The 13,305-nt window shown below is 47.6% G+C and carries 8 protein-coding genes and 2 riboswitches; all 8 genes read right to left on the bottom strand.

Annotation, left to right across the window (positions count from 1 at the left end; genetic code table 11):
• Window positions 1–155 precede the first annotated feature (155 nt).
• The 8 genes from J2Z18_RS15255 to J2Z18_RS15220 all read right to left on the bottom strand — a co-directional run bounded on the left by J2Z18_RS15255 (window position 156) and on the right by J2Z18_RS15220 (window position 13,158).
• Entirely contained in the window at window positions 156–1,586 is a 1,431-nt protein-coding gene (locus J2Z18_RS15255; RefSeq protein WP_007131274.1) for an MFS transporter, read from the bottom strand.
• Window positions 1,587–1,788: 202 nt separating this feature from the next.
• On the bottom strand, window positions 1,789–2,376 hold the full coding sequence (locus J2Z18_RS15250) for a TetR/AcrR family transcriptional regulator (RefSeq protein WP_028407022.1): 588 nt from the start codon (window positions 2,374–2,376) through the stop codon (window positions 1,789–1,791).
• 318 nt (window positions 2,377–2,694) lie between these two features.
• Entirely contained in the window at window positions 2,695–6,270 is a 3,576-nt protein-coding gene (locus J2Z18_RS15245) for a collagen binding domain-containing protein (protein ID WP_210094954.1), read from the bottom strand.
• Between the two features lie 290 nt (window positions 6,271–6,560).
• Window positions 6,561–7,361: a transglutaminase-like domain-containing protein gene (locus J2Z18_RS15240; RefSeq protein ID WP_210094953.1), complete on the bottom strand. Its 801-nt coding sequence runs from the start codon at window positions 7,359–7,361 to the stop codon at window positions 6,561–6,563.
• A 13-nt stretch (window positions 7,362–7,374) separates the two neighbouring features.
• Window positions 7,375–7,462: riboswitch (cyclic di-GMP riboswitch) on the bottom strand.
• A gap of 62 nt (window positions 7,463–7,524) precedes the next feature.
• Window positions 7,525–7,611, bottom strand: a riboswitch (cyclic di-GMP riboswitch).
• Window positions 7,612–7,805: 194 nt separating this feature from the next.
• Window positions 7,806–8,342 carry a DinB family protein gene (locus J2Z18_RS15235; protein WP_210094985.1) on the bottom strand — a complete coding sequence of 179 codons (537 nt, stop codon included), beginning with the start codon at window positions 8,340–8,342 and terminating at the stop codon, window positions 7,806–7,808.
• Between the two features lie 64 nt (window positions 8,343–8,406).
• Entirely contained in the window at window positions 8,407–9,339 is a 933-nt protein-coding gene (locus tag J2Z18_RS15230; RefSeq protein WP_210094952.1) for a helix-turn-helix transcriptional regulator, read from the bottom strand.
• Between the two features lie 127 nt (window positions 9,340–9,466).
• Window positions 9,467–9,703, bottom strand: coding sequence for a DUF896 domain-containing protein (locus J2Z18_RS15225; RefSeq protein WP_007131928.1), 237 nt, complete (start codon window positions 9,701–9,703; stop codon window positions 9,467–9,469).
• 254 nt (window positions 9,704–9,957) lie between these two features.
• Window positions 9,958–13,158 (bottom strand): discoidin domain-containing protein, encoded by a 3,201-nt coding sequence (locus J2Z18_RS15220; RefSeq protein ID WP_210094951.1) that lies wholly within the window; start codon window positions 13,156–13,158, stop codon window positions 9,958–9,960.
• Window positions 13,159–13,305: the final 147 nt, after the last annotated feature.

The raw sequence follows: 13,305 nt of genomic DNA, 5'->3' as shown, positions 1-13,305 counted from the left end.
CACCACCAATGCTCATTAACATGAAATGTTGTTCTCGGTTGCCTTTTACGGTGATGTTCAAAGGGTGCTTTATGCCATAGCGGTATTGTTCGGCCGTAAAAAAGAAGCCGCGTTATCCGCGGCCCCTCTCCTTGCTCTCAATATTACTGCGTTTTTTAATGGGAAATGGTCACTTCCGTATCTGCATTTTTCGATACCTTAGGCTGTTTAAGCACCAAGAAAGCTACTACGATGCCAAGCACCGTAGTGACAGCCGCAATTTGAAACGCAGTCCGGATCGCTTGGTTAAGCTCCGTCGCCATCATGGTTTCGAGACTTTCGTTCGTACCCATACCAGCCGAAATCATGGCCATGATCACGGCCAAGCCTACTGCACCTCCAATTTGCTGGCCGGTCGAAATGAGCGCGGAAGCAACGCCCTGTACTTTAGGATCCACTCCCGTGCTTCCGGCGATAAACATCGTTGTAAACACAAGCGCTTGGCCGAGGCCGATAATAACCGTGCCTGGTATGATCCCCCACGCCGTCCCTGTTTCCGACAGTCTTGTCAGAAGTAAAAAACCGATCGTTCCCAGACCCATGCCGGCAGCGATTGTACCTGCTACGCCGATCCTAGTGAGTATTCTGTTAATGAACCGGGCACCAAGTAAAGCGCTAAGCGTAAGCGGCAGGAAGCTAAGGCCGGATTGAATGGCCGAATAGTGCAAGACACCCTGCGTATACAGCGTCAGAAAGTAGTACAGTGACCCGAACGAGGCCGACAACAGAAATGCAGTGAGTGCTGCTCCGGTCAAATTGCGATTACGGAACAATCCGAAGGAAATCAATGGCTCTTTCGTACGCCGCTCAATGATTATGAAAGCGAGAAACAGCACCGCTCCAAGCAGCACATAAGGAAGTGTCGATGCACTGAACCAGCCTTCCACCGGTGACTGTATTAGATAATATACGACGAGCATTAACCCAGCAGTAACGGAGATCGTTCCGGCAGCATCATAGTGCCTGGTTGCCGTGGATACCTTGCTCTCGGCAAGTACAATGGGTGCAAGAATAATGACGATAAGCGCGATTGGCACGTTAACGAAGAAGGTTGCTTCCCATCCGATATAGCTGGTGAGCACACCGCCAAGGAGTAATCCAAGCGACAAGCCTACACCGCCCATGGAAGCCCATATGCCCATTGCACGGTTACGTTCCGCTCCTTCGTTAAAGTTAGACACAATCAATGACAACGTTGCGGGAGAGAGCAGAGCTCCTCCAAGACCCTGCACCCCTCTTGCGACGATGAGCATCAGCTGCGATTCAGATAATCCTCCAAGCAGCGAACCTAGGCCAAAGAGTGCCATAGCGATTATAAACATGCGCCGTCTGCCAAGAAGATCCGATAAGCGCCCGCCAAGCAGCAAGAAACCGCCGTAAGCGAGTGAAAATGCACTGACGACCCATTGCAGATGGTTTGCCGAAAACCCGAGTTCGTTGCCGAGAGACGGCATCGCTACAAAAATTATGGTGTAATCGAGTGCCATAACGAGCTGGGAGATGGCTAGAATGAAAAGTGCCAAGCCTTTGAATTTACTTGAACTCATATACAATTTCCCCTTCCATTTTATAGACTAAACGATCTAATATAAACATAATTAGGAACCAATCGATCTAATATGCGCAATATTATAGACCAATCGATCTAATATATGCGCGATTGTAGACTTGAATGATCCAAAATGATCGCCATTACGGACTGATCATTCTATTATTCGCATGAAAAAATGAAGCGCGAAAAAGGACGCTTCATTTATGATCAAGTACAGATAGAGTAACTGAAGCAACTTGTTCGATGACGAGAGGGTCGTCCGTTAATTTTGCTACTTGCGTCAGTGCATAACGCGAATGGTATAAATATCGTGCCAGCGAGCGAAGATCCTGATTCAATCCTAACTCTCCCTGCTCTTGGCCACGGGCTAGTGCCTCGTATAGCGCTTGCTCCAAACGAATCTTATCTTGCTCGAAAATCTGTGCAATCTCGGGATCATGAGGTACCTGATCAATTGCGCTATGCAGAATTAGGCACTCCTTGCGGCGCTGCTCATCCTTCAAAGTATCGACGATAATCGCAAAGATTTCGGCAATCGTACCCTTGACAGAGCCTGGTTGAGCCAAATGGGCGATGACGGCAGATGATTTCTCGTCCAGGTAATACTTAACCGCTTTGATAAAGAGATCTCGCTTCGTTCCGTAGGTGTCATACAAGCTTTGTCTCGCTATACCCAATCCTTCGAGCAAAAGCTGCAGTGACGTGCCTTCATAACCGTAATGACCGAATACTTCCATAGCCTTATGTAGGACCAGTGTCGTGTCAAATTCTTTGTTCCTTGCCAATTTTCGTCTGCCTCCTTCACTCCCATAATACTATCGTTATCGGATTATTCAGTCAAGAATGAGGGTTCAAGAAATCGACTTTCCAGACCGTTCGGTCTATATTGATTAAAAAAATACAGTGCTTCAACTACATTGTCTTATTAGCACCTCCTTTTGATGGCTTCATCATATCAATTATAGATCGTTCAGTCAATAATAAACCATAAAATTTTCTTCTCGAACTTTGCCGTTCAGTGCTTAAGCATAGGACGGGATGCTGCAAGAAATAAAGCTCTCCCTGCCCAGGTTACTGGACAAGAAGAGCCGAAGTACAACGTGCTATTGTTTCATGTTCATCCGTTTGCGACCTAACCATACACCGAAAGCGATCAGCCCGAGACCCGCTAAATAGAACGGATAAGGACTCGATTCACCCGTTTTTGGAAGCATCGGAACCGTTGGCTGCGGTGTCGAAGCGTTCTCAGACGGAGTTGGTGCATCCGGCTTTTGAGGCTCAGGCTCGACGCCTCCTCGCGGAATATCCTCTTCGTCAATATCGACGGCAGGTGTTTCCGGTTCTGTCGGAGGTGTCTCAGGCGTTTGAGGCGTTGTTGGTTCACCTCTTGGAACATCCTCGTCCGGCACCTCTACCTCACCGGTCGGATTGCCCGGATTACCTGGGTCTGTCGGATTGCCAGGATTCGTTGGGGTCCCCGGGTTACCTGGATCTGTCGGATTGCCTGGATCCGTTGGGTTCCCCGGATTTCCTGGGTTCGTCGGATTGCCCGGATCGGTTGGGCTCCCCGGGTAGCCTGGATCGGTCGGATTGCCAGGATCCGTTGGGTTCTCCGGATCTGTTGGATCTGTTGGATCCGTAGGCTCGCCAGGTATAACCGGCTCTTCCTTGCGGTTTGTAACGATCATTTTCTTAACATGATCTTGATTCTTGATGCTGGAGTCAATCGTTACGTCCCACTTCGCTTGCTCGATCTTATATCCTTCAGGAGCGGCCAGCTCTTCCAAAATATACTCGTCGTACAGCAGCTTTGTAAACAGGATCTTGCCTTCATCATCCGAGGATTTTACGATCGGCGCACGTTTGCCAGCTTTGTCGTAAAGCGCAAACTTGGCTCCCGCCAGCGGCTTCGTCTGTTCGTCCTGATCCACCTTCGTTACTTCCAGGCTTCCCGTTACGCCGCCTCCCGAACCTGAACCGGAGGAAGTACGGACAATAACCTCTTCCGTCGTTTCCCGGATCTCCGTCTTCAGCTGATCTCCTTCAAGAGCCACCTTATTCTGTACTGCCTCTTTATCTTCAGCAATAATGAACGACTGATATTCCAAAATATAGGCCGTAGAGATGTCATTTGTGAATTTCAACTCGAATGTCTCTTTATCACCATCAAGCCTATGGATGGTTAAGGTATAATCCTTCCCTTTAGTCAGTTCTTGGGCTTTTTCCGCTTTTCCGTTTGCATTGATCTTGGTCGCATACAAGCGGAAGGAATCCTCGATCAAGATCTGGTTCGGACTTGGATTATCGATAATTTTTGCGTTGGAAATATGCGACTGACCTTCGTTGATGCGAATTTCCCAGTCGATTTTGTTTCCGTTCTGGGAGCCGCTCTTCTTCACATATTCCCCGCCGTGAGGAATCGTTACGCTGGCGTTCCATGTTGCCTTTTTCGCGCTGCCATCGGACAGCTCCGCAGTATTATCGATTTTGTTGACAATCAATGTACCTTCCAGCGATGTTTTGAATTCAATCCAGTATGCGGATGAGATCGGGCCGACAAAGCGAATGGACAGCTTGTTGCCATTAGTTTCTGATGGTCCTGTCACTTCATATTGAGAAGCGGGAACTAGCGAGCCCTTCTGAACGCCATTCCGTCCTCCAGTCAGCTTCATTTCATAGACCTTGACCGAACCCGGAACAAGCTTCTGATCCTGCTGCAGCACATCGGTAACGATCGCTTCCTGAAGCGAATCAAGATTATAGTTCATCTTGACGTTCCACGTAATTTCTTTGCTGATCGGATTGTAGCTGCCGTCTTTACCGCCGTTATTTTTCGTATAACCATCAGCGGAGAAGCTTGCATCCCGCACAATCGGGCCTTTCACCTTGCCTTCCTCGACCCATGTCATCGAGGCTCTGTTTAAAAAGTCCCATTTGCGATCCTTCAGCCAGTTGATGTTAAACTTCGTTTCATATTCGATCGTATAGGTGGTGTCAATCTTGGAGAACTCGATGATAAAGCCTTCGCGTAAATCATTGTACTTCACCGTGTACTCGCTCGCTGGAACGACTTTACCGTCCGCTTTTACGATTACCGAATCCGGAACGAATTCAAGTCCGCCTTGCGGGAACGTATCCGTGATGACTACATTCTCCATGATGTATTTGGTGCCGTCCGGCTTTTTATCGCCATTGACGGTAATTATCCACTTCGCGGCTTTTGTGTCAAAATTGACGTTCGAGGATCCTTTTACCAGGGCACGGCTTCCGTAGCCCGGAGCCGTTACTTCCTTAGACGCTTCACCCGATACGACTTTGTTCTTGACTGCGTTCCCCTCGGAGCTCAAGCGATCGACCGGCTCCGTCTGGTAAACAATCGTATAAGGCGAATCGATATCCTTCTTGAATTGAAGCTCGAATCCGTGCTTACCTTTAGCTACAGCGGTGTATTCATCCGCTGATACCAAAGCGCTGGCATCCTTCGAATCCCCGTTATACACCTTCAGCGAATCGGCAATCCAGGAATGGTTCTCGCTAACTTGGTCTGTAATGATGGCTTGAGCGCTCGGAATCTTCTTCTCGTTGAAATTGTATTTCACCGTCCAAGTGATGATCCCTGTGTCCTTGTCCTGGCTATATGTCTTATCCAAGAAACTGCCGCGATCTACTGTTACTGTAGCCGTCGATTGGGCATTTTCCATCCCGTCGCCAGTTAGAACAGCGGTGTTCTCAAAACGGGACTGTTCGCCGACAAGCTTCGTCGAAAAGCGAATTTCGTAGGCTTTGCTGATCGTCTCGTCCAAGAATGCAAGCTCCAGTTTGCCGCCACCGCCTGTTTGGACGGTGTACTTGCCGGCATCCAGCTGATCGCCAAGAACCGCTGAGCCGTCACCGTTAACCTGCAGGTTGTATACCTCTACGGAATCCGCGATGAGCTCCAAGCCTTCAGGCATTTCATCGGTGATGACTGCGTGCTTGATTTTATTTAACGATTTGTTGATCTGAACCGACCAATCGATCCGATCTTTGCCAATCGCTTTCCCTTGCTTCTCGATCAGCTTTCCGCCTTGCGGCTTCAGGTTCACGATGACGGTCTGAACCCCGCCCTTTATCGGAATAGCAATAATGATTTCGGTGCTTCCTTTTAGAACTTCCTTCTTGAATTCAGTGCGAATTTCCAGCTTGCCGCTGATGTTGGAATGGCTCTCCACGTAATCATTGAAGGTCATCACAACCTTGCCGTTTCGGTCCACCGTAAAACGGCCAACTTCACCTTGACCGGTAACGAGCGGTGAGTCAATCTCCGTGAAGATTTCAAACTGCTGCGGCAGCTCGAAGGTAAATGAGTCTCCATTTTTGTAGTTGTGACCGTTCGGCAGCTCCCATTCGTAGCCTAGATTAACGGCTGCACCGATATCCAGGCTGCTGTCCGGATTATAAACGGCATCAATGACGGTGCCATCCATGTCGGTTAACACAACTTTGGTTAAAATGCTATCATTATTGATTTCTGATTCGGACGGGCCATAAACATCATCCGTCACTCCATACACTGAATCCTGCACGCTTACCGGTTCTGGAACATTAGTCGATGCATTGACCGTCCAGTCCGATCCTCCAAACCACGTTTGGATCATAAGCAGCAGAGCCAATACGATTCCACTTACTTTTTTCTTCATGATCTCTCCCTCAGCCTCTCCATTACCCTCAATATATTTGGTTCCGATGTCGCTTTCGCGTGCGCAAATCGAGCCAACCATCTCTCGGATCATATGCCGATAAGAGATTTGTTCGTCCATCACCTCCGCATACTTTTATTTGGCGCACGATACATTGGTGCCTGTATTTTCCTTAAGAACCAATTGAGCTTCTAGCATTGTAACGCCCGATTCTGAATATTTTCTGAATAAAAACCCGAATAAGCCTTGGACAATGGTCCAAAGCTTAAGGTTTTAGCTATAAAATTATTTTAATAATACTTGGCTGCAGAATAGCGAGATGCCTCTTTAATCATTTTGAAACCGGCACCCTTGCTCTTCCATCCCGCATCAACGGTCGTGTCGATCGTTACCCACCGCCCGTTCAGGTAAACCTCATTCCAAGCGTGGTAAACGTCAACATAATCCGTTGTCCCCATTACAAGCTTAGTCGGAATGTCCACGCTCCGCAGCATGGATGCGAACAGAGAGGCGTAATCATAACACATGCCTTTTTTCCCTGACAGCGTGCGGTCAATATCGGGAAGATAGTCCGTCAGCTCACTGGATGCGAGTGCTTTGTCGTACCGGATCGTATCGACGATATATTCGTGGATCAACTTTACTTTTTCCTCGTCGGTGTCTGCGGACCGAGTTAGCTTCTTTGCAAGCTGAGCCGCCTTGTCGCTTGAACGCCAATCGATGTTTTGTACCGAGTTCAAAAATACCTTGCTGCTATTGGTCAGTTGAAGCTTAACTTCCGCTTCTTGAACGATCTTATACTTGGTACCGTTGACCTGCTCCAGCACTGTTATGGTATAACGACCGTTTCCCATTTGCAGCGGAAAGGTCTCCTGCTGCTTGTCCGCTAAAAGCGTATATGTATACTTGTTTTGCCCTTTTGCAATCATAAGCTTCGTCTTCACGTCCGCTTTCACGTCATAGCGAACGGCGATGACTCCGCGATCAAGCTGCTCCAGATCCAGCCAATCTCCCGTTTGGGAAGCATGTACAACCGGAGCCAATACGAATAACGCAATAAACCCTACAATAGCCAACACCATGTTGCGCATACTGTAAACTCCCTTCGGTAGCCAGGCTGCCATTGACGGTTCATCAAGAAGGCCCTGTGGCTTTGCGTCCTTATCTTTCGACAAGTTTGCCGTTATCGTAGTAGAGTTTTCAAAGAATTAATTGAATAAAAATCTCATATAAAAAACAAAAAAAGCATCTTCGTTCGGTAGCTGGCTGCCATTGATGGTTTATCAAGAAGGCCCTATAGCTTTGCGTCCTTGCCTTTCGACAAGTTTGCCATTTATCGTGAGTAGCTTTATGTGAGTTCATCATACCAAATATCTCTAATTCTATCAAGCAAATTTTGAGATTCATAGACGAGGATCGACAACAAAAAAACGTCTCCACTGAGACGCTCTTTTGTCAATTCCGCTTGATCATCAATCCATTAGGGGAGTCCTTAGAGGGACAGCTCCTTTTTTAACCGATCGAGAGGGGAGTCCTTAGAGGGACAGCTCCTTTTTTAACCGATCGAGCTGCAGCAGGTGGTGCCTGTAATGCATCTCTACCAGCAGAAACCACTCTTTGGCGTTTAAGGCTCCGAATCCGGGATGAGGAATCGTGATGCTGCTGTCTGCTTGACGCACAACCGGTTCCGTTCGCTTCATCCGCTCCACTACGCCCTGAAGACCTTCAACTAACTGCTCTTTGCTCGTCGGCTGCTGCGGCGTGTACTGCGGAGACGCCGGAATTCGTATCCTGACAGGAGGAAAACTTCCAAGCTCGAATACCGCCTTGCCTCTCTCCGTTTTTTCCCCAGGGGATTCGACGGCCGTTTCGTTTCCGGCCAAACATTGGTCGACATTGCGCAGATGCATATATTGAGCCGATTGAATCAAATGCATGTACATTTGCCCAATGGACCATTCCTCTTCGTTCGGCTTGATATGCAGCTCCTCCAGCTCCAGGTGTCCCAGCTCGTTTAAATACACCGCTACTGTTGTTTCAAACGCCTGCAAAGCTTCTACTGTATTTCTCATCATGATATCTCCTCTTCCATCTGGTATATACCCAATATAAAAAAACGCTCCTGACAACAGCGTGTCAGTAGCGTTTTCGTATTTTTTCAGCTTCTTCTCGAATCCGGTTACGAAAGGAATCAGGTTCCAGCACCTCCACGTCCCCACCCCAGCTGAGAATATAGGGGAGCAATTCTTCCGGCTGTCTGACTCGAAAGCGGACCAGAAGACCGTGTTCCCTTTGCTCAGAAGCTTCGATATAGAAGCTCGCGGTCTCGGTGATTTTATCGGCAATTTCCGGATTTACTTGAATCGTCACATGAACGTTACGATCGTCAGGCGGACGATATTGACTCAGCTTAAATCCTTGGGGAAGGTTAAACCTTTCCTCTAAGACCGTAACATCCCTCATGCGCGATAATCGAAAATGACGGATCTCCTGACGCAGCTCGCAGCGTGCGATCATGATCCAATTCCCTTGGACGAGCACAAGGCCATATGGAGCAACGATCCGGTCGCTCATCCGTTTTCCATCCGAATCCGGTATTTTTTTCAGGTAACGCATCCTTATCTTCCGCCGCTCCAAAATGGCACCCCGAACCTGTCCAAGCTCGTTCTCCCCCTGTCCGCCGGGATGAAGAAACTGCATCGTTTCCCGGACATCCGCTGAGGCCTCACGAATGGGTTCAGGAAGTATCGCTTCAATCTTGCTTCGAGCTGCCCTCGCAGCTGCTTTGTAGTCGCCATCCAGCCGCTGCTCAATCATATCCGTCCCCATGAGCAATGCCACCGCCTCTTCCGCAGTAAAACCAACCGGCGGCAAAAAGTAACCTTCCATTAGGGAGTACCCGTATCCTGGAGACCCAAGTATCGGAACCCCGGCTTCGCTGAGCGCTTGCATGTCTCGATATATCGTCCGCACGCTTGTCTCGAAATGGGCAGCCAAATCTTCCGCCCGCAGCACCTTGCTCCGCTGCAATTCAAGCATGATGGCGAACTGGCGCTCGGTTTTGTTCATCGTTTCTCCCCTCCGCTAGTACATAAAAACCCGGAAAACGGACAACCAACATTGTCTGTCTTCCGGGATCATAAATGGGACCTGGTCAATCATCCATATTACGGACCATTGCTTTATGAGATGAAGCTTAATTCAGCTTTGACCGATTCTGTTGCTGGGTTATTCTCAATTTTTCAGGGGTAACATCGTCACCATTCGGGTCTACAACCTTCAGGGTAGACATCGTGGAGAGAACCTGGCCCCGGATGTCTTTCAAGTATTCCTGGCGAAGCTTTTGCTGTTCGGTATATTCTTCTTGGGTCAAGCCTTCGGATTTCTGCTTGCGGCTCAGTTCATTGATTCTATGCAATGAAGGAATGGTCATCGTTATCGTTCATCCTTCCATATAATTAAGATGTAATTGTTAGTTTACTGTAAAAGGATTGAACTTGCAATAGAACCAGTCCCGGCCTTCCTGGGATGAAGATATTTTATTCTAGGTGGTTGGGTAAGCGAAAAACACATCGAACAAATTGGATTCGATGTGTTTTTCAATTGATCTCAATGTAAATATCTTATTCATCACTTTGGATTACCTATTTCATTTTCCATGGAACCTGGTCTTTGATTGATTGTCTTCTATTGATTGCGAAGAGCCTTTGCATCGCGAAGTAAATAACCCGCAGCCTCGGCAGCTATATGTTTTCTTTTCTGTGCACGTACTTCTTGAATGAAACTGCTAAGGTTTTGCTTTTGTAATTTCTTCAGCAAACTGTTGGCAATGCCTTGGTTGTCAATCCACCCCACGTCTGCGAAACGGTGAACTAACTCCTCAAGCGTCTCGTAACTTGTGTTGACTTGAAACTCAATAGACTTTGTTGCGGTATTCCCTGCCAAATCAAAGGCCGTTACTGTAAAGGTATGTGTTCCAAGATCAAGCTTGTACATTGGGATATCACTTACAGTGTTTAGCACTTTCCCGTCCAGCATTACTTCTGTTTTCTTATTGTCGATTCCGGTCAGGCTGTCGGAGAGCTCAAATTTCGGTTGAAATATACCTGTGTTGTATTTAGATGTGACAACGCGATGGATCGTAATTTCAGGAGCCGTCCAATCGACGGTAACGCTGCTGGCAGCCTTATAGTTCCCGTCCTCCGTCGCTGCCGTAATGACTGCTTTCCCTTCCCCTACTGCTGTCACCAATCCGTTATCGTCAACCGTAACGACCTGAGCTTGATCCGTACTCCATGAAATCTTTTTATTGCTCGCGTTGTCAGGCTCAATCGTGGCGAGTAACTTAGTTGTGCGATCCGACAAAGAATTAAAGGTCAACGCTGGTCTATCGAGCGAAATTCCTGTGACGGGTACGGATTCAGAGGAATAGCTAACAATAAGCTCATTAAGCGCAATGTTTCCCCATATCCGATTCGCATCGTTAACCTTCAATCGAAGTTTATAGGCGTTAACCGTTGGAAAAGTAACCGTATGCCGTTCTTTGGTGCTGTCGTTCAGCTTCCATTCAATCCTTGCATTGGATAAAGCCGTGTTCCAGCTGCTGCCATCGTAATACTCAACATCGAAATGAGTAATCCCTTGGCCAATGCCGAAGAAGGTAACCAAAGTGACTTCGTTGACGGGCACAGCATTTTCGCCATAGTCTAGCGTGATATAACCTGGAAAGCTCACATCGCCCGTACTCCCCCACGCCGAGTTTAAATTATTGTCGATAATATTGGCAATTGTGCCTGCTCCTGTAGCAAAGGTCGTGCTCACCATGTCCTTGGATAAATCCGGATTGTTGTACAGTTCTAGCTCGTTCAGCGCAATACGTCCCGATTGGCGGTTCCCCTCATTTACTTTCAATCTTATTTTAGAAAATCGAGTGAGCGGGAATTCCACGGTTTTGATCTCGTCCGATCCATCATTCATATCCCAAGTCAGGTGAATATTCGTCCGAGCTGGAATCCATGCAGAACCGTTACTATATTCAAGATCAAAATTCGTGATTCCCATTTCTGTACCGAATCTTGTATTTAACTTCAATTGGTTAGCAGAAATCGTTTGATCACCGAAATCGAGCGTAATATAGTTCGGGAATGAAGGCGAAGGATCGGTAGACCAAGCCATGTCATAATAGTTATCGTTGATGTTTTCTATGGGCTGCGAAGTTGATGTTGCAAAGGTCGTACTTGCAGCTGCCTGTGTAGCTAGATTGTCAACTGGCGTGCTATCGGGCCGTTTCGGAACAATGACGATCGGATCCGGCATATCTCCCGCTGGAGGAACGGTACCGCCGTATTCGTGGGCACCAATATCGGGAGCCCCATTGTATAATGGATTGCCGAAATAATCCCGCCCCCCATTATCGTGAATGCGAATACCTGCGCCGATTAGAGGCGAATTCGGTTGCAATTGGTACCCATCTACGGTGTCCATACCGTTGCCGCCGCTTCCGGGATCCACGAACCGTGGATCGCCAGTTACCGCATGCGCATCGGCCTGAACCAGCGTGTTCCCACCGTAATAAGCGTTATAGTCAAACGTTTGGCCCGTTAAATCCCATCCTTTATCACCGACACTGTAATACACATTGTTATAATTATGAATGTTGCGTGGAGCACCTGAAGCCTTGGTGAAATAATCGCTCATGACCGGATTGCCTGATGATTCTCCTACGTAAACGGTATTGTTGTAGTTGTAGACATGATCAATTGAACCGCTGTACCTGAAGATACTTTTTCTATCGTTTTGACTGATGTTATACCTAACGATCGTATTGATCGTGTAATAGGTATCGTTAACAAAAAGCATAAAGCCGCCGGCGTTATCATGGCTGTAATTATATTGGACGAGCGAATTGATGTTCCCTGCATCCACGTCGAAGCCATGGCCGTCTTCTGCACCGTTAACGCTTGCAAAAGATTCGTTGAATTGAACGAGATTATTGTCCGCATAAGCCCACCAAATCGAAGCATTCGTGGCCAGGTAAGTGGCTTGCTGTACCGTGTTATGCTCGACAATCGCTCCATCGGTAACATTCCAAGCAATCCCGCCCGTGGCGGCTCTAATGACGGTATTGTTGGCAATTTTCACTTGGGTAGACGGCGTCCACGGCCCGTAAGGCTTCGGTACCCAAGGCCATAAATCGCCCATCCCATAGCGCAAAATGCAGTTAGAACCTATGAAAATCCCATAGGCATCCACATCCGTTAATGTATTTCCGTCAATGAGAATATCGTTAAACGCACTTGGCGTATTCGACCCGACTGAATCGAAAATAATTCCGCCGGAACGTGTGGTATAGGAACCATCGACATCATGGATGTTCATATTTTTAATATGAATATGATTCAGTATGCCCGCTTCCTCATTTAAGATATAGACACCTCGCCTTTGTCCCCGCGGATTCTCCCAATCCCGATCAAAAGGCAATGGCGAGCTGTTGGTCACCTCCAAATTGTTGATTTCCCAATATTGCTGGTTTTTCAAAAAGACGGCTTCAAGTTCGGTCGTTACACCGGCGATTAACGGCTTACTGCCGGTTCCGTACATATCAATAATGATTGGCCGTCCGTTCTCGCCGGAACCTTTTGGCCACAGTCTGCCGTTCCAGCTCTCCCCGGCTTTAAACAAAATCTTGTCGCCTGGAGAAAAAGTAGTCGCATTGACCTTATCCAGCGATTTCCATGCAGCGTCTTGGGTTGTGCCGCTATTCTTGTCGTCTCCTCCGGTGCTGTCCACATAATACGTTGTTCCGGCAGCATTCGCTGGTTCAGGCAAAGCGGTGAAGAACGTACAGAACAAGGAGAAAATCGAAACCATGCAAATCACTTTTTTCATATACCTTGGCCTCAAAGCATATCATCCCTTCATTTTTTATTTATGTAAAATCAACTATATAAGTTGAACAAATGAATGGATCGATGTCAGGGCATGTACGTAAAATGTTCCTGCAATCGCTGTTGGTTCCAGATTTCTTGATTGTAT

The organism is Paenibacillus lactis (assembly GCF_017873605.1).
GTDB lineage: Bacteria > Bacillota > Bacilli > Paenibacillales > Paenibacillaceae > Paenibacillus_AQ > Paenibacillus_AQ lactis.
Note: the sequence above shows the minus strand (reverse complement) of the source record. Positions and strands in the feature narration are given on the sequence as shown.